The sequence below is a fragment of the Streptacidiphilus sp. PB12-B1b genome (genome assembly GCF_014084125.1).
Lineage (GTDB): Bacteria > Actinomycetota > Actinomycetes > Streptomycetales > Streptomycetaceae > Streptacidiphilus.
The window spans coordinates 1,884,101-1,900,627 of sequence record NZ_CP048405.1 but is presented as its reverse complement, the minus strand read 5'-3'; the positions used below and the strand labels follow the sequence as shown (position 1 = coordinate 1,900,627).

The 16,527-nt window shown below is 73.7% G+C and carries 15 protein-coding genes and 1 pseudogene; 6 read left to right on the top strand and 10 right to left on the bottom strand.

Going from position 1 to position 16,527, the window contains the following annotated elements:
* Positions 1 to 41: 41 nt before the first annotated feature.
* The 6 genes from GXW83_RS08600 to GXW83_RS08575 all read right to left on the bottom strand — a co-directional run bounded on the left by GXW83_RS08600 (position 42) and on the right by GXW83_RS08575 (position 5,094).
* Positions 42 to 749 carry a hypothetical protein gene (locus GXW83_RS08600; RefSeq protein ID WP_182442485.1) on the bottom strand — a complete coding sequence of 236 codons (708 nt, stop codon included), beginning with the start codon at positions 747 to 749 and terminating at the stop codon, positions 42 to 44.
* On the bottom strand, positions 746 to 2,098 hold the full coding sequence (locus GXW83_RS08595; RefSeq protein ID WP_182442484.1) for a DUF58 domain-containing protein: 1,353 nt from the start codon (positions 2,096 to 2,098) through the stop codon (positions 746 to 748). The genes GXW83_RS08600 and GXW83_RS08595 overlap by 4 nt, the downstream gene beginning before the upstream one ends.
* Positions 2,095 to 3,093: a MoxR family ATPase gene (locus GXW83_RS08590; protein ID WP_182442483.1), complete on the bottom strand. Its 999-nt coding sequence runs from the start codon at positions 3,091 to 3,093 to the stop codon at positions 2,095 to 2,097. The genes GXW83_RS08595 and GXW83_RS08590 overlap by 4 nt, the downstream gene beginning before the upstream one ends.
* A gap of 69 nt (positions 3,094 to 3,162) precedes the next feature.
* A complete protein-coding gene (locus tag GXW83_RS08585; protein ID WP_182442482.1) occupies positions 3,163 to 3,711 on the bottom strand; it encodes a hypothetical protein in 549 nt (182 codons plus the stop codon).
* Positions 3,708 to 4,724 (bottom strand): DUF4129 domain-containing protein, encoded by a 1,017-nt coding sequence (locus GXW83_RS08580; protein ID WP_225446846.1) that lies wholly within the window; start codon positions 4,722 to 4,724, stop codon positions 3,708 to 3,710. The genes GXW83_RS08585 and GXW83_RS08580 overlap by 4 nt, the downstream gene beginning before the upstream one ends.
* Before the next feature lie 175 nt (positions 4,725 to 4,899).
* Positions 4,900 to 5,094, bottom strand: a complete 195-nt coding sequence (locus GXW83_RS08575) for a hypothetical protein (RefSeq protein WP_182442481.1) — start codon at positions 5,092 to 5,094, stop codon at positions 4,900 to 4,902.
* A gap of 129 nt (positions 5,095 to 5,223) precedes the next feature.
* Between GXW83_RS08575 and map the strand changes: the two genes are divergently transcribed.
* Complete coding sequence (gene map / locus GXW83_RS08570) at positions 5,224 to 6,072, top strand: type I methionyl aminopeptidase (RefSeq protein ID WP_182442480.1); 849 nt, start codon at positions 5,224 to 5,226, stop codon at positions 6,070 to 6,072.
* Positions 6,073 to 6,102: 30 nt separating this feature from the next.
* Here map and GXW83_RS08565 read toward each other — a convergent pair whose 3' ends face one another.
* Positions 6,103 to 6,816, bottom strand: a complete 714-nt coding sequence (locus GXW83_RS08565; RefSeq protein ID WP_182442479.1) for a bifunctional DNA primase/polymerase — start codon at positions 6,814 to 6,816, stop codon at positions 6,103 to 6,105.
* A 114-nt stretch (positions 6,817 to 6,930) separates the two neighbouring features.
* Between GXW83_RS08565 and GXW83_RS08560 the strand changes: the two genes are divergently transcribed.
* Positions 6,931 to 7,143, top strand: a complete 213-nt coding sequence (locus tag GXW83_RS08560) for a hypothetical protein (protein ID WP_182442478.1) — start codon at positions 6,931 to 6,933, stop codon at positions 7,141 to 7,143.
* 36 nt (positions 7,144 to 7,179) lie between these two features.
* Here GXW83_RS08560 and GXW83_RS08555 read toward each other — a convergent pair whose 3' ends face one another.
* Positions 7,180 to 7,767 (bottom strand): hypothetical protein, encoded by a 588-nt coding sequence (locus GXW83_RS08555; protein ID WP_225446845.1) that lies wholly within the window; start codon positions 7,765 to 7,767, stop codon positions 7,180 to 7,182.
* A gap of 100 nt (positions 7,768 to 7,867) precedes the next feature.
* Positions 7,868 to 8,638, bottom strand: coding sequence for a TetR/AcrR family transcriptional regulator (locus GXW83_RS08550; RefSeq protein ID WP_225446844.1), 771 nt, complete (start codon positions 8,636 to 8,638; stop codon positions 7,868 to 7,870).
* Positions 8,639 to 8,748: 110 nt separating this feature from the next.
* On the opposite strand from GXW83_RS08550, the pseudogene GXW83_RS08545 reads away from it, so the two are divergent.
* From GXW83_RS08545 to GXW83_RS08530, 4 genes and pseudogenes are all read left to right on the top strand, one after another.
* Positions 8,749 to 10,193, top strand: a pseudogene (locus tag GXW83_RS08545) (aldehyde dehydrogenase family protein).
* A gap of 99 nt (positions 10,194 to 10,292) precedes the next feature.
* Positions 10,293 to 11,372, top strand: a complete 1,080-nt coding sequence (locus tag GXW83_RS08540) for a Zn-dependent alcohol dehydrogenase (protein ID WP_182447169.1) — start codon at positions 10,293 to 10,295, stop codon at positions 11,370 to 11,372.
* A 119-nt stretch (positions 11,373 to 11,491) separates the two neighbouring features.
* Positions 11,492 to 13,105 (top strand): peptide chain release factor 3, encoded by a 1,614-nt coding sequence (locus GXW83_RS08535; protein WP_182442477.1) that lies wholly within the window; start codon positions 11,492 to 11,494, stop codon positions 13,103 to 13,105.
* A 120-nt stretch (positions 13,106 to 13,225) separates the two neighbouring features.
* Positions 13,226 to 13,720, top strand: a complete 495-nt coding sequence (locus tag GXW83_RS08530; RefSeq protein WP_182442476.1) for a lipopolysaccharide assembly LapA domain-containing protein — start codon at positions 13,226 to 13,228, stop codon at positions 13,718 to 13,720.
* 105 nt (positions 13,721 to 13,825) lie between these two features.
* Here the strand turns inward: GXW83_RS08530 and GXW83_RS08525 are convergent, their stop codons facing one another.
* Positions 13,826 to 16,513, bottom strand: coding sequence for a right-handed parallel beta-helix repeat-containing protein (locus tag GXW83_RS08525; RefSeq protein ID WP_182442475.1), 2,688 nt, complete (start codon positions 16,511 to 16,513; stop codon positions 13,826 to 13,828).
* Positions 16,514 to 16,527 lie beyond the last annotated feature (14 nt).

Sequence of the window (16,527 nt, the reverse complement as noted above, 5' to 3'; positions counted from 1 at the left end):
CGTCACAACCTGCCTGCCACGCGGGGCGCGGGGCGCGGGGGTCAGCGGTGGGCGGTGGATTGGCGGAGCCAGAGGGCGGCGGCTACGGAGGCGGTGGAGGCGGCGATGGCCAGGGCGGCCAGCAGGCGGGCCCACGGGCCCGCCGTACCGACCGGCAGCAGGGCTGCCGCCAGCACCAGCGCGCTGCTGCCGAAGAACGCGACCAGCACCAGCGGTCGCCGCAGCAGCCGCAGCGCGGATGGGCCGCCGACGACGGCGTCCAGGCTGAGCAGGTAGCAGAGCAGCAGCGCGGTATCGCAGGCGGCGAGCCACCCCGGCGGCGGGATCAGGGCGGCCAGCACCACGCAGCCGACCACGAACAGGGTGTTCCGGTGCCGGGGTATCTGCGCCCGCAGGCGGGAGTCCCGGACGACCGGGCGGGCCGTCATCGGCCCGGCGGCGGCCACCGCGCCCGCGATGGCGAACACCGGCAGCAGGAGCCGGCCCAGGGAGCCGGAGAACCACCCGGCCGGGTCGGTGACGGCCAGGGCGAGGACGCAGCCGAGGAGCCGCAGCGGCCACTCGGGCCCGCCGAAGGGCCCGCCGGGGGCGGACGGCGCGGCCCACGCCTCCGCCTCCGGCGCGGGCCCGCCCGGCGCCACCGGCGGCCCCGGCACAGCCGAGCTGTTCGCGGTGCGCGCGGCGGGGCTCGCGGCGGCGGAAGCCACGTCCTCGGCGGGGGACGTGCCGGGGGTGGGGGGCGGGGTCATCCGGCTCGTCCTTGGATGCGGGTGCGGAGGAGGGGGGCGAGGGAGAGGTCGAGGGTCTCGCCCTGCCAGGGGACGACCGGGATGCCGCGTTCGACCAGGCTGTAGCGCAGCGCCTCGCGGTCCAGCCGCCACAGCCGCAGGGCGAGCTGCCCCACGGCGTCGTCCTCCTCGACGCGCGGGTCACCGACCGGCACCTCGACCACCACCACCGGGTTGCCGCGCTCGGCCAGGCCGCCCAGGACGTCCATGACCCGGCCGTCGGCCAGCGGGGTGACCGCGTACACCAGCGCGCTGTTCGGGATCGCGGGGGGCGGCAGCCGGTTCAGGTCCGGCGTGTGGAACGCCAGATCGCGGCGGACGTCCAGGACGGTCTGCACCAGCCGGTAGAAGTGCGCGTCGCCGCTGCCCGGCTGGAGCCAGTTGAGCTTGCCGCCGACCGAGACGATGCCGACCCGGTCGTGGCTGCGCAGATAGGTGCGGATCAGCCCGGCGGCGACCCGCAGCGACTCGTCCAGGCTGGAACGCCCCGTCGCCGGGTCGGCGATGTCGGCGAAGGAGTCCAGCAGGACGACGGCGTCGGCGGCGCGCTCGGCGGCGAACTGGTTGATCTGGATGCTGCCGCGCCGGGTGGTCGCCGCCCAGTGGATGCGGCGCTGCCGCTCGCCCCACACGTGCGGGCGCACCCCGATCACCTCGATGCCCTCGCCGGTCTGCCGGGCGGTGTGCTCGCCGAGGCGGTCCGGCAGCCGGACCGGGATGGGCGTGAAGGCGCCGTCGACCGGCAGTGGGAAGACCTCGACCTCGCCGAGGTCCACCCGGACGGTGCGGCGGCTGAGGCCGCCCTCGTCGTACAGGTCCAGATCGACCACGCCGAGCGACCAGCGGCCCCAACGGGCGGCGGTGAAGCCGAGGGTGACGACGGCTCCGGCGGTCCGCAGCGAGACCAGCTCGCAGCCGGGGCCCGGCGAGACGCCCGGGTCGATCCAGCCGACCGCGCCGTCGAAGGCGGCGGTGACGGTCACGTCGATCTGCTCGCCGACGAAGCAGCGGCGCGCCGGGACGTCCGCGACCGCCTGCACCTCCTCGGGCCGGGGGCCGCCGGAGGCGGAGAGCACCAGCAGGCACAGCGGCCCGGCGGCGAGCGCCAGCAGCCACGGGCGTCCGGTGGCGACGGCCAACAGCGCGGCCACGCCCACCAGGGTGGCCAGCCGCAGCGTGCGCGGGCCGGCCCGCCAACCGGTCGGGCGCGGGCTCGGAGCCTCGGCGGCGCTCAGGCCGCCGGCGTCGTTGCCCAGCGCCCGCAGCACCTCCGGCGGCGGCGGGACGCCGGGCTCGGCGGGGCGGGTCATGCGGGGCGGGGGGTGGTGCGCGGGGTGGGCACGGTGTCGACCAGGGCGGCGACCACGTCGTCCGCGCTGACCCGGCGCACCCACAACTCCGGCCGCAGGCTGATGCGGTGGGCCAGCGCGGGCACCGCCACCGCCTTGACGTCCTCGGGGACGACGTAGTCGCGCCCGGCCATGACCGCGCGGGCGCGGGCCAGCTGCACCAGCGCCAGCCCGCCGCGCGGGGAGGCCCCGACCTGGATCTGGGCGTGCTTCCGGGTGGCGTCGATCAGCGCCACGATGTAGTCGATCAGGTCGTCGTCCACCTCGACCCGCTCCAGGCCGGCGCGCATCGCCAGCACCTCGGCCGGGCCGGTGTGCGGCGCCAGCACCGCCTCCGGCGCGGCCCGGTCCAGGCGGCGGCGCAGCATCGCGGCCTCGTCGGCGACCGGCAGGTAGCCCATCCGCACCCGCAGCAGGAACCGGTCGAGCTGCGCCTCGGGCAGGGTGTAGGTGCCCTCGTACTCGATCGGGTTGTCGGTGGCGATGACCACGAACGGCGACGGCAGCGGACGCGTCACGCCGTCCACGCTGACCTGCGCCTCGGCCATCGCCTCCAGCAGCGCGGCCTGGGTCTTCGGCGGGGTGCGGTTGATCTCGTCCGCCAGCAGCAGGTGCGTGAAGACCGGACCGGGGCGGAACACCATCTCGCCGCTGCGCTGGTCGTAGATGGGCGCGCCGGACACGTCCGAGGGCAGCAGGTCCGGGGTGAACTGGATGCGGCTGAAGTCCAGGCCGAGGACGGTCGCAAAGGAACGCGCGAGCAGGGTCTTGCCGAGGCCCGGCAGGTCCTCGATCAGGACGTGGCCGCCCGCGAGGATGCCGAGCATGACCAGCTCCAGCGCGGCGCGCTTGCCGACGACGGCACGCTCGACCTCGTCGAGGACGGCGTGGGCGCGGTCGCCCGCCTGCTGGGGCGTCAGGACGGCGGTGGCGTCCTGCTGGCTCACGGTGGACACGGTGCTCCTTGGCGGATGCGGATCGGATGCGGAGGGGATGCGGAAGGGAGGACGGCGGGCCGCCGCGGGTCACAGCTGCTCCAGGCGCTCGACCAGGGCGGTGATCAGCGGATCGGGCACGGCCGGGCCGAGCTTGGGATCGCGGGAGAGCGGTCGGCCGGTCGCGTCGACCGTCAGCCGTGGCCGGGAGGGGTCGATCCAGGGCCACAGCTCCGGGCCGATCAGCGCGGCGGCGCGGTCGGGCTGGGTCGCCAGGGAGACGCCGTGCCGCTCGGCCAGCCGCACCGCGTACAGGCGTTGCAGCAGCGGGCGCAGGTGCAGTTCGTAGCCGGAGAGGGACTCGCGGGCGTCCTCGATCGCGGCGTCCCAGTAGCGCAGGGTGGGTTCGCGGCTGCCGACCAGCCGCACCTGGCGGCGGTAGTCGCTGTCCAGGGCCTCGGCCCCGGCGATGTAGCGGGCGCCGAGGAGTGCCCCCACGGCCAGGACGACGGCGCCGCAGGCGACGGCGGTCAGACCGCCGACGACGGCCAGCAGCACCTCGGCGCCGACGGCGGCGCCGCCGAGGACGGCCAGCGCCTCGGGGACGATCGGCAGCCGGGGAGCTCGACGCGGGTTCACGGGGCCACCGCCTCCTGCCGGGACTCATGCGCGGCCTGCGCGGGCCGGTCCGAGGCGGCCGGGTCGGTCGGGTCGGTCGGGTCGGCCGGGTCGGCCGGGTGGGGTTGGGCGGGGGCGCTGCGTTGGTGGGCGGCGAGGGCGCGGTCGATGCCGTCGAGGGCTGCGCGGGCCTGCCGGAGCTGCTCGGGGCCCATCGGGTGCCGGGAGAAGCGGGCCTCGCGGAACAGGTCGGCGAGGAGTTCCGGCTCGGGGCCGGTGAGCACGCCCGCTCCGGACGCGCGGTGCAGCAGGTCGGCCGGGCTGTCCGAGGCCCGGCGGCCGACGCCCCCGGCCGCCAGCGACTCCTCCATGGCGGCGTAGCAGGCGATGACGGCGGCCCGGGTGTCCTCACCGCGCAGGGCCAGGCGTCCGGCGCTGACCGCGTCGGCGAGCCGGTCCTCCTCCGCCGCCCTGGCCAGCGGGGCGGACGGCACCAGGCCGGGGCGCCCGCGTCCGCGCAGCCACCCGGCCAACCGGTACCCCAGGAAGCCCAGGACCGCGGCGAGGGCCACGCAGACCACGGTGAGCAGCAGCGGCCGCAGGTCCGTCGGGTGGGTGTTGCTGTGCACCAGCTTGGACGGCGGCATGGTGTGCGCCGGCGGGGTGGCCGGCGGCTGGGACTGGGCGCGTCCGCCGCCCGGCAGGGTCGGCGCCAGGCTGGGCTGGCCGGTGCCGATCACCGACAGGTAGACCACGCTGCACGCCGCGACGGCGAAGACGCCGGTGAAGGCCGCCCGGGTGAAGCGCTGCTCGCGCTCGGACATCTCCGGGCGCTCCTCCTGCCGGAGCCGGTACTTGACGGCCAGTGTCGAGCCGCCGACACCGGCGACCAGGACCGCCGCGAACCACCAGTGGACCAGCGGCCCGGCGCCCACCACCCCGGCGGAGCCGCCCGCGTGCAGGCATATCGCGGCCAGCGCCAGGCCGACTGTGGCGGTCAGGCCCAGCAGCGGGGCCGCGGGCCACACCCGCACCCGACCGGACCGCCTGCCGTCCGTCCCGTCCGCCACGCCGCGCGCCCCCGTGCCTGTCCGCCCTCGCCTGCCCGGACACCATCTGTGCACGAGTCAGTTCCCTGGGCCACCCTGGCACGCGCGGCACCCCGCCGCCAAGGGCCTGCCGGGTTTGTCCGCTCCTGCCGGATTCGGGTCACTGCCAGCGCGGATCCTCGTCCCACGCCTCGTTGCGCTCGCGGGAGATCTCCAGCGCCCGGGCGGCGTCCGCCTCGGACGGGTACGGGCCCAGGCGGCTGCTCGAGGGACAGACCATGCCCTCCTCCACCCGCTTGTGCTTGAGGCAGTAGTACCACTCGCCGCTGCCCTTGTCGGTGTCGCTGCCTGCCATGGAGCTCCCCATTCGCTGATCGTTCGCCGGTCGGTCCCCGGTCGGTCGCCGGTCGTGGTCCCGCTGCATCCAGGATGCTGCCCCGGAAGGGTCGGCGCACGCTTCCGCCGCCGTCGATAGACTGCCGCCATGGCACCCTTGGTCCCCGGAACCCTCTCCCCCACCCGCAGCGTCCCGGCCCGCATCCCGCGGCCCGAGTACGTCGGCCGCAAGGCGCCCCAGCCGTACACCGGGCCCGAGGTGCAGACCGCGGAGACGATCGAGAAGATGCGGATCGCCGGGCGGATCGCCGCGCAGGCGATGGACGCGGCAGCCGCAGCCATCGCGCCGGGCGTGACCACCGACGAGCTGGACCGGATCGCGCACGAGTACATGTGCGACCACGACGCGTACCCCTCGGACCTGGGCTACCGGGGCTTCCCCAAGTCCATCTGCACCTCGGTCAACGAGGTGATCTGCCACGGCATCCCGGACTCGACCGTGCTGCAGGACGGCGACATCGTGAACCTGGACGTGACCGCGTTCATCCACGGCGTGCACGGCGACCTCAACGCGACCTACCTGGTCGGCAACGTCGACGAGGAGTCCAAGCTGCTGGTGGAGCGGACGCGGGAGGCCACCCGGCGCGGCATCGCGGCGGTCAGGCCGGGGCGGCAGATCAACGTCATCGGGCGGGTCATCGAGTCCTACGCCAAGCGCTTCGGCTACGGCGTGGTGCGGGACTTCACCGGGCACGGCATCAACACGTCCTTCCACTCCGGGCTGATCGTGCCGCACTACGACAGCCCGCGCGCCACCACGGTGATCCGCCCCGGGATGACCTTCACCATCGAGCCGATGCTGACCCTGGGCACCTACGAGCACGACATCTGGGCGGACGGCTGGACGGTGGTCACCAAGGACCGCAAGCGCACCGCACAGTTCGAGCACACGCTGCTGGTGACCGAGGACGGCGCGGAGATCCTGACGCTGCCGTGAGGCCCGCGCGGGCAGTGCCTCGGGGAGCTGTCAGCCGATGAACCAGCGCTCGCCGGCGGCGGCCGCGCCCACCGCGGTGCAGGCGTCGGCGAGCAGGTCCAGCACCCGCAGCGGATCCGGCAGCGGCAGCTCCGGCGGGCGCACCCAGGTGACGGCCGAGCCGTCGGTGAGCCGGGAGGGCGGCAGCAGCACGTAGCTGCCGCGGGTGTGCCAGCGGATGCCGGGGTGCTCGGCGAGGTCCTCGGGGTGGGTGTCCAGCTCGGAGGTCCACCACTCGTCCTCGTCCAGGGTGGAACGGGTCGTGGTGAAGAAGAGGAAACGATCCTCCCCGACTGCGGCGACCGGGCCGACCGGGATGCCCAGCTCGCCCATCCGCTGCAGGGCCAGCCGCCCGGCCTCGGCCGGGACGTCCAGCACGTCGTGCGCGCGGCCGGTGGCGGTGACCGCATTGGCCTGCGGATCGCGGGCCAGCCAGCGGGTGACCTGCTCGGCGTCGACGGTCGCCATGGACTGCCAGGCGAAGGAGAGCGGGTGCTGCGCCGGGGCCGGACAGCCCATGCGGTCGCAGGAACATCGGTAGTCGACGGCATGGGCGGCGGGCACCACCGGGAACCCGGCCCGGGCGGCGGCCAGGAGCTCGGCCAGCCGCGAGGCGCGCTGGTCCGCGTCGGCCGGACCTGCTGGATCGGCGTCCGTGCCGGACCGCCTGCGCCACCAGTTGCTCAGCCTGCCCGCGGATTCCATCGAGCCCCTCTCGCCTCTGTACGCACCCCAGGGTTACCGGAGTGTGTACTGAGCAGGATACGGGTGTGCAGGGCATGCGGTGAGCGCGGGTCGCGGAAGTGCGAAACTGACCGCATGCGACAGGCAAGGACCGAGTTCGTCGGCGGGCCGCTGGACGGCCGCAGGCGCCCGGTGACGGTCAACCTCGCCGAGCGGATCCCCGCGGAGTACCTGGTGGAGCTGCCCGCGCGCGGGGGCGCCCCGGCGCGGGTGGTGGTCTACCGCAGCCAGGCGGTGCACGGCCCGGACGGGCGGCGGCGCTGGCGCTACGTCTTCGTCAGCGAGTGACGGGCGGCGCCGCCGGGCCCGGGGGGTCGTCGTCGGCTAGCTGCTGACCTTCTGGGTGAGCTGGCCGGCCGAGGGCACCTGGTCGGTGACGTTGAGCCCGTTCTCCGACCCGGCCTTCTTGACGCTGTTGACCACGTTGTCGACCTGATTGAAGTCGGCGTCGGTGGCCTTGCCGCCCTTGATCTTGCTGGGCAGGTCCTTGAGGCTCGCCACCGCCGCCGTCAGCGCGCCGGTCGCCTTGGACAGCGTCGGGTCGCCCTTGGCATCGGTCAGCGCGGCCGACAGCCGGTTGTAGGTGAACGCCCCGGCCAGGCCGCCCTTGATCAGCGCCAGCGTCCGGCCCTTGGCGCCCTTCTTGAACGTCCCGGCCTTGAACGGCTTGTAGATCCACTGGTAGGCCGCGCCGGCGGCCAGGCTCGCGTTCAGCACGAACTTGGTCTTGGCCAGCTTGACCCGCTCCGCGCTGGTGCTCGGCGACGGCGAGTCGGCGACGGCGGCGACGCCCACCGCGTTGGTGGTGCCGGCGGCGTGGGTGGAGCCCGAGCCGGAGCAGGCGGGCAGCGCGAACAGGGAGACAGCGAGCGTCCCGGCGGCGACTGAGGTGCGCAGCGACGTGGTCGACACGGTGGGTCCTCCAGGGGTGTGCGGACGGTGACCCCACGCTCACACGGCGGCAGAGGCGCGGCGAGCCCCTGCCGTCCGAACGGGTGAGCGACCGCGCGTGCTAACCCTGCGGATCGGGCGCCTGGTCGGCCGCTGGGTCGGGCGCCGGGTCGGCTACGTAGCGGGCGCCGTGCAGCCGGGGCTCCAGGCCGATCCAGATGACCGACATCAGCCGCCGGGCGGTCTCCTCCGGCGGCTCCGGGCCGGTGTCCAGCACCCAGCCGGCCAGGGCGTCGGCCGCGCCGACGATGGCCTGGGCCACGGCGGCGGCCTCGCCCCGGTCCGGCCGGGGCGCGGCGGCGGGCGCGCCGCCGCCCGCGTGGGCGCCGTCGCGCTGCGGCGGCACCGAGGCCCGGGCGGCCCGGCGGACCAGCGCGGTGACCGCGTTGACGACCTGGCGGCGGGAGGCCGCCACCTCCTCCACGATCGGCTCGCCCTGGGCCCGGGCCTGCTGGTAGAGCACGATCCAGCTGTCCCGGTGCTCGGCGACGAAGGCGAAGAACGCGGTGAGCCCGCGGCGCAGCTGCTCCCCGGTCTCCAGGCCCGGCTCGGCGGCCTGGGCGACGGCGGCGATCAGCCGGTCGGCCTCGCGCCGGATGCAGGCGACGAACAGCGCCTCCTTGGAGCCCAGGTAGAGGTAGAGCATGGGTTTGGAGACGTTCGACGCCTCGGCGATCTCGTCCATGGACGCGGCGTGGTAGCCGCAGCGGGAGAAGACCCGCACGGCGGCGTCCAGCATCTGCTGCTCGCGCTGGGCCCGCGGCATCCGCTTGGTCTTGGGCGCTGCGGCGACACCGTCGTCCGCGGCGCCGGGTCGTACGTCCGATCGCATTGGCCGAGTCTATGGCTCCGGCAGCTCCGGCCGGGGCAGGCTACTTGCGCCCGCCGTCCTTGACGACATTAACTAGCGTCGCTAGTTAATCGCCGGCCGCCGGCCGACAGATGCAGCCGCGACGGAAGGACCATCTGGTGCAGGAGTACGGAGACCAGTACATCGGCGGTGCGTGGCGGCCCTCGATCGGTCGCGGCGCCATCCCGGTGCTGAACCCGGCCACCGAGGAGGCCATCGCGTCCGTCCCGGCCGGAACCGCCGAGGACGTGGACGCCGCCGTCGCCGCCGCCCGCGCGGCCGCCCGCGCCTGGGGCGCGACCACCGCCGCCCAGCGGCTGATCCCGCTGACCCGGCTGCGCGACGGGCTGGCCGCGCACCAGGCCGAGATCGCCGAGACCGTCACCGCCGAGCTGGGCGCGCCGATCGGCTTCTCCACCAGCGTCCAGGCCGGGCTGCCGCTCCGGGTCGCCGACTCCTACCTGGAGATCCTGGCCGACTACGAGTTCACCGAGCAGGTCGGCAGCTCGATCGTGCACGCCGAGCCCGCCGGGGTGGTCGCGGCCATCACGCCGTGGAACTACCCGCTGCACCAGATCGTCGCCAAGGTCGTCCCGGCGCTGGCGGCCGGCTGCACGGTCGTCCTCAAGCCCGCCGAGGACACCCCGCTGGTCGCCCGGCTGTTCGCCGGGCTGGTGGACCAGGCGGGCTTCCCGGCCGGAGTGTTCAACCTGGTCACCGGCGTCGGCGCGGTGGCCGGAGCGGCGCTGGCCGAGCACCCGGGGTGGACCTGGTCTCCTTCACCGGCTCCACCGCCGTCGGCCGCCGGATCGCCGAGGCGGCCGGCAGCGGCATCAAGCGGGTCGCGCTGGAGCTCGGCGGCAAGTCCGCCAACGTCGTCCTGCCCGGCGCCGACCTGCACCGCGCGGTCACCGCCAACGTCGGCAACGTGATGTCCAACTCCGGCCAGACCTGCACCGCCTGGACCAGGCTGCTGGTCCACCAGGACCAGTACGAGGAGGCCGTGGCCATCGCCGCCAAGGCCGCCGCCGGGTACGTCCCCGGCGACCCGACCGACGCCGGGACCAGGCTCGGGCCGGTCGTCAACGCCAAGCAGCGCGCGCGGGTGCGCGGCTACATCGAGACCGCCGTCCGCGAGGGCGCGCGGATCGCCGCGGGCGGCACGGAGGCCCCCGACGGCCTGGACACCGGCTACTACGTGCGGCCGACCGTCCTGGCCGACGTCACGCCGCAGATGACCGTGGCCCAGGAGGAGATCTTCGGCCCGGTGCTGTCGATCCTCGCCTACCGCGACGAGGCCGACGCCCTGGAGATCGCCAACAACACCGAGTACGGCCTGGCCGGCGCGGTCTGGGCGGCCGACAACGAGACCGCGGCGGCCTTCGCCCGGGGCATGGACGCCGGGCAGATCCACATCAACGGCGGCCGGTTCAACCCGCTGGCGCCCTTCGGCGGCTACAAGCGCTCCGGGGTCGGCCGCGAGCTGGGCCGGCACGGGCTGGAGGAGTTCCTCCAGCCGAAGGCGCTGCAGTTCTGACGCCCCACAGTTCTGACGCCCGGCAGTCCGACGCCCCGCAGTCCGACGTTCTCCAGCTCTGACGTTCCGTCCGTATCGACCGACAGGATGAGGTACACCATGGTCCGCGCCGCCCTGCTCCCCGCCGTCGGGGAGCCGCTCCGCCTCACCGAGATCGTCCTGCCCGAGCCCGGCCCGGGGAAGGTCCGGGTGAAGCTGGCCGCCGCCGGGGTCTGCCACTCGGACCTGTCGCTCACCACCGGCGTGCTGCGGCCCACCACCCCGGTGATCCTCGGCCACGAGGGCGCGGGCACCGTCGTCTCCGTCGGCGAGGGCGTCACCGGCGTCCGCCCGGGCGATCCGGTCGTCCTCAACTGGGCACCCGCCTGCGGCCGTTGCCACCTGTGCGGGCTGGGCGAGCCGTGGCTGTGCGAGAACCAGTACGCCGCCTCGGTGGAGACCTACGCCGCACTGCCGGACGGCACCGGCCTCTACCCGGGGCTGGGCGCGGCGGCCTTCGCCGAGGAGACCGTCGTCAACGAGAACGCGGTCATCCCGCTGCCCGAGGGCGTCCCGCTGACCTCGGCGGCGGTGCTGGGCTGCGCGGTGCTCACCGGCTACGGCGCGGTCCACAACGCGGCGCGGGTCCGGGCGGGCGAATCGGTGGTGGTGTTCGGCCTCGGCGGGGTCGGCCTGGCCGTGCTGCAGGCGGCGCGGATCGCCGGGGCCGCCCCGATCATCGCGGTGGACGTCAGCCCGGAGAAGGAGGAGCTGGCGCTGCGGCACGGCGCGACCGCGTTCGTGGTCGCCGACGAGCAGACCCCGAAGGCCGTGCGCCGGCTCACCGACGGCAACGGCGCTGACCACGCGTTCGAGTGCGTGGGGCGCGGCAGCACCATCCGCGCGGCCTGGTCCTCGACCCGGCGCGGCGGGAGGACGACGGTGGTCGGCATCGGCGGCAAGGACGACCTGGTGTCGTTCTCGGCGCTGGAGGTCTTCCACTTCGCCCGGACCCTCACCGCGTGCTGCTACGGCAACAGCGACCCGGTCAAGGACATCCCGGTCCTGGCCGAGCATGTCCGTGCCGGACGGCTGGACCTGGAGGCGCTGATCACCGACCGGATCACGCTGGACGGCATCCCGGACGCCTTCCTGCGGATGGCCTCCGGCCAGGGCGGCCGGTCGCTGGTGGTGTTCTAGGTCTGTGGGGACGGTGCGGGCTGTGGGGGGCTGGTCGCGCCGTTCCCCGCGCCCCTGAATGTGCGGGGGCGCGGTAAGGTGGTTTGTTCGTTCGCATCAGTCCAGGACCGAGGAATCACGTGAGCTACGACCAGCCCGCCACCGCGACCCAGGTCCTGCAGGAGGCGGACCGGCGTCGTACCTTCGCTGTGATCAGCCACCCGGACGCCGGCAAGTCCACGCTGACCGAGGCCCTGGCGCTGCACGCGCAGGCCATCACCTCGGCCGGAGCCGTGCACGGCAAGGGCGGGCGGCGCGGCGTCACCTCCGACTGGATGGAGCTGGAGAAGGAGCGCGGCATCTCGGTGACCTCCGCCGCGCTCCAGTTCGGCCACCGGGGCCATGTGATGAACCTGGTGGACACCCCCGGGCACGCCGACTTCTCCGAGGACACCTACCGGGTGCTCTCCGCCGTCGACTGCGCGATCATGCTGGTGGACGCCGCCAAGGGCCTGGAGGAGCAGACCCGCAAGCTGTTCTCGGTCTGCCGCCACCGCGGCGTCCCGGTGATCACCTTCATCAACAAGTGGGACCGCCGCGGCCGGGAGTCGCTGGACCTGCTGGACGACATCGAGAACGTGCTCGGGATCACCCCCGTCCCGATGGTGTGGCCGGTCGGCAACGCCGGGAACCTGCGCGGGCTGGTGCAGGCCGGGAACACCGAGCAGATGCTCCGCTTCACCCGCGTGCCCGGCGGCACCCACAAGGCGGTCGAGGAGCAGCTCACCGCCGAGCAGGCAGCCGCCGAGGAGGGCGAGCTGTGGCAGAACGCCCTGGAGGAGCTGGAGCTGGTGCTCTCCTCCGGCCCCGGCTGGGACGCCGAGGCGTTCCGGGCCGGGAAGATCAGCCCGGTCTTCTTCGGCGCGGCGCTCACCAACATCGGCGTCGGGCTGCTGCTGGACGCGGTGGTGGACCTCGCCCCCGAGCCCGGGCCGCGTCCGCTGGCCAAGGGCGACACCCGGCCGGTCGAGGCGGACTTCTCCGGCCTGGTGTTCAAGATCCAGGCCAACATGGACCCGGCGCACCGCGACCGGATCGCCTTCGTCCGGGTGTGCTCGGGCGTGTTCGAGCGCGGCATGACGGTGACCCGGGCCGCCAGCGGGCGCTCCTTCGCCACCAAGTACGCGCACACCGTCTTCGGCGCCGAGCGCACGGTCGTGGACACCTCCTACCCGGGCGACGTGGTCGGCCTGATCAACGCGACCGCGCTGCGCGTCGGCGACACCCTGTACGCGGGCAAGAAGGCCGAGTTCCCGGCGCTGCCCGCGTTCGCGCCCGAGCACTTCGCGGTGGCCCGGCCCAAGGACATCAGCCGCTCCAAGCAGTTCCGCAAGGGCATCTCGCAGCTGGACGAAGAGGGCGTGGTGCAGGTGCTGGTCTCCGACCGGCGCGGCGACCAGGCCCCGGTGCTGGCGGCGGTCGGCCCGATGCAGTTCGACGTGGTGCTGCACCGCATGGAGCACGAGTTCTCGTCCCCGATCGCGCTGGACTACCTGCCGTACACCATCGCCCGGGTCACCGACCCCGAGGGCGCGGCCACGCTGCACCGCTCCCGGCTGGTCAACGGCGAGGCGCTGACCCGGCGTTCGGACGACGTGCTGCTGGCGCTGTTCGCGGACAAGTGGCAGATGAACGGCTTCGTCCGGAGCAACCCGGACGTCAAGCTGGAGACGCTGATCGCCACGGCGGACTGACGCCGGGGGCGTAGTCGGGTCGTCACCGGGTAGGTGCGGACGGGGTGGTGGTAGCAAGCCCCGTGCCGCGCGGCTCCGAATGCCGGGGGTCGACGGCATAGCGCGCTCGGAAGGACACCCGTGACTCCCGAATTCAGGAAACCAGCGAACGACGCATCCGAGAGCGGGCCCGCCCGGCCGGAGCCGGTGGCCGCGCCGACCACGGTGCCGACGGCGCCACCGGTCACCCCGCCGGTGACGGAACCGGAGCCGTCCGGGCCCGAGCAGTGGCCGGAGCCTCTGGAGCCGATCCGGCGCACCCGGACCGGGGTGCTGTGGATGTCCATGGTCCTGGCGGCGGTGGTGCTCATCCTGCTGCTGGTCTTCATCATCCAGAACAGCGCCAAGGTGGACATCTCGTTCATGGGCGCGCACGGGCACCTGCCGCTCGGGGTGGCGCTGCTGCTGGCGGCGGTGAGCGGGCTGCTGCTGGTCGCCATCCCCGGCACCGGCCGGATCGTCCAACTGCGCCGCCAGGTCCGCCGCGGCCAGCGCACGCTTCGCGCCGGGGCCCGCCCCTCCGAGGAGCAGCTGCCGGAGCCGCGCCACCCGGCCGACCCGCACCAGGCGGGCTAGAAGGCCGACGAAGAGCTCAGGGGCTGTCTGTCCTTCGTGACTGTCAGGCTTCCCTGACTCCAGGGCGGGGACTGGTGCCCCCGCCCTGGTGCGTTCGTGGCCGGGTCAGGGCTGGATGTAGTAGCCCTCTTCGTCGACGACGATCTGGACGGAGCCGGAGCTGTTGTTGTAGATCTCGGCTCCGGTCTCGTCATCGGCTGCGTCGTGCAGGAGGGGGACGGTGACCAGGTTGGGGACGGTCTGGCCGGACGTGAAGTTGATGTTGGAGGAGGTCGGCCGCTTCTGGCCGTTGGCGTACAGGGTGAGGTCGCCGCCGGCCTTGGGCTGGGTTGCGGTGACGTTGAGCACCGCGCCGGTGGGCGTGGGGCAGCTGTCGAGGCAGGTGTTGATGTACTGGTAGGGCCAGATGGTGACGGTGGCGTGCGCGGGGACGGGGGCGCCGTTGCTGTAGGGCGAGTTCAGCCCGCTGCGGGTGTCCAGGTCACGGGTGGGGCCGTAGGGGACGTATGCCTGGGTGGCGCCGGAGGCGGCGGTGCCGAAGTAGCCCTCAAGATCAGCGATCAGGTGGGTGGTGCCGCCGCTGGCGTTGTGCAGGTCGACCTTGCCGTCGGTGACGGGGACGGTGACCAGGTTGGGGACGGTCTGGCCGCCGCTGAAGTTGAGGTCGGAGACGTTGGGCAGGGCCTGGCCGTCGGGGTAGGCGGTGAGGTGTCCCGCGGCGGAGGGCTGGGTGACGGTGAGGTTCAGGACCGCCGCTGTGGCACCGCTGGGGAGTTGCTTGGACAGGTCCAGCACCTGGGTGCCATCGGCGGGTATCGGCTTGGCCGCTGTGGCGCCCAGGCCGGCGCGGGTGTCCAGGACACGGGTGGGCGCCAGGGGCTTGAAGCCGTAGCCGCCCTGCCCGTAGAAGCCCTGGAGGTCCATCAGGATGTGGACGGTGCCGGAGCTGCTGTTGTGGAAGACCAGGCTGCCGTCGGTGACGGGGACGGTGACCAGGTTCGGGACGGTCTCGCCCTTGGTGAAGTTCAGGTTCGAGGCCGTGGGCAGGCTCTCGCCGTGCGGGTAGACGGTGAGGAAGCCGGTCGCGGTGGGCTGGGTGACGGTGACGTTGGCGACGACGGCGCTGATGTGGGCGGCCGGGACGCCGTCGATGGCGGGGATCGGCAGGACGACGTCGGCGCCGGGCGCGACCGGGGTCGTGGTGGCCACGCCGGTGGCGTTGCGGGTGTCCAGCAGTCGGGTCGGGGCGACGGGTGTGTAGTCGGCGCCCACGACGACGTGGGCGGTGCTGCCGCCGCTGGTGGTGATGGCGTGCTGTCCGGCTCGCGCGAACGCGTGGGTGATGCTGGGTGTGGTGCTGGTGACCGGGAAGGGGTCGTCGTCGAACAGGTAGCCGTAGGTGGGGGTGAGCGGTGCGTTGGTGGTCCAGGTCGGCGTCGGCTCGGTGGTGGTGACGGTGACCGCGAGTGGGTCGGCGGGTCCGACCGGCTGTACGGACATCTGGCCGCCGCCGTTCTGGGGGCCCTGGAGTTCCACGGCTCCGCGGTCGAAGTATCTGGTTCCTCCGGTGCCGGTGTTGGCGACCGCGGGGTCGTCCTGGCGCGGGTTGCCCAAGGTGTCGGTGGGCAGTTCTCCCGGTGCGTTCGCGTCGGCGGAGTCGATGGCGGGCGAGGTGGCGGCGGGGCTGAACCGGAAAACGTGCCCGCTCTGATCCCCGCCGCTGTCGCTGCCCGTCAGCTGGGGCGCGGCTGACAGGTCGGCCGCGCCCTGGGCGGTGGCGGAGGCGAAGGAGGCGGAGTCGGGGTAGCCGGTCCCGGCCCACGCGTAGAGGGAACTGCTGCCGCTGGCGGGGTCGACCAGGTTGTAGTCGACCGTGGTCCCGCTGGTGGAACCCGCTGCCACGTTGATCGCCGTCGCGTCTGCGGTCGCCTTGCACGCACCGGGGGTGCGGGCGGTGGAGGTACCGGTCTCGATGATGTTGTTCTCGACGCTCGCCCCGGACGAGGCACCGGCCAGGACCACGCCCGGGGAGCAGTTGGTGATCATCGTGTTGCTGGTGACTACTGTGCCCGGAGCATCGCTCACCAGCACAGCGCCGCCCTTGACGCCATCCGGGCGCAGAATGGTGTCGGTACTCACCACGGCACCGGTCACACCCGCATCGATCTGGACGCCCGCGCCGTCGGCGTCGCCGAAGTCCTGGACCGACAGACGGCTCACCGTCACCCCACTGGAGGTCCCGGTCACGTGCACGGCCGACGCGTTCGACCCGAACGCCGAGCCCTGGTCCAGCGTGACATCCGAAGAGTTCTCCACCAGGAAGCCACTGGCACTCTGGCCGCCATAGGCCTGGAAACCCCGCACCACCACATGCTGCGCACCGGAGAGGGTGAAGGCGGCACCCGAAACCCGTGTCGTATCGAAGTCGCCCACCTCGACATCGGCCTGGGACCAGTTCGCATCAGCTGCCAGCCAGTTGTCGGCCAGGAACGTGATCGGAGCCGAGGCGGTCCCCGACCCGGTGATGTCCACGCTCTCGTTGTACGCGCCCGGCGCCACCAGGACCGTCTGACCCGCCTGCACGACCGCGGCGGCAGCCGAGATCGTGCAGTACGGCTGCGTCTGCGTGCCGCTGCCGGAGTTCGAGCAACCGGAGATCCCGCTGACATACAGGGTGCTGGGCAGGGCGGGGCTGTCCGCCAGGGCGGTCGTGGACCCCGACACAGCGGGTATCACCGCGCTCAGCAGCAGGACGACGGTCGCCGCGCCGACGGCGTTGTTCGCACTTCTCAACGTGTGTTCCTTTG

Excerpts from the sequence above, each read along its gene's own strand:
- GXW83_RS08565 (WP_182442479.1), bottom strand. The coding sequence starts at position 6,816 with ATGGAATCCGCGGGCAGGCTGAGCAACTGGTGGCGCAGGCGGTCCGGC.
- GXW83_RS08575 (WP_182442481.1), bottom strand. The coding sequence starts at position 5,094 with ATGGCAGGCAGCGACACCGACAAGGGCAGCGGCGAGTGGTACTACTGC.
- GXW83_RS08595 (WP_182442484.1), bottom strand. The coding sequence starts at position 2,098 with ATGACCCGCCCCGCCGAGCCCGGCGTCCCGCCGCCGCCGGAGGTGCTG.
- GXW83_RS08540 (WP_182447169.1), top strand. The coding sequence starts at position 10,293 with ATGGTCCGCGCCGCCCTGCTCCCCGCCGTCGGGGAGCCGCTCCGCCTC.
- GXW83_RS08550 (WP_225446844.1), bottom strand. The coding sequence starts at position 8,638 with ATGCGATCGGACGTACGACCCGGCGCCGCGGACGACGGTGTCGCCGCA.
- map (WP_182442480.1), top strand. The coding sequence starts at position 5,224 with ATGGCACCCTTGGTCCCCGGAACCCTCTCCCCCACCCGCAGCGTCCCG.
- GXW83_RS08560 (WP_182442478.1), top strand. The coding sequence starts at position 6,931 with ATGCGACAGGCAAGGACCGAGTTCGTCGGCGGGCCGCTGGACGGCCGC.
- GXW83_RS08600 (WP_182442485.1), bottom strand. The coding sequence starts at position 749 with ATGACCCCGCCCCCCACCCCCGGCACGTCCCCCGCCGAGGACGTGGCT.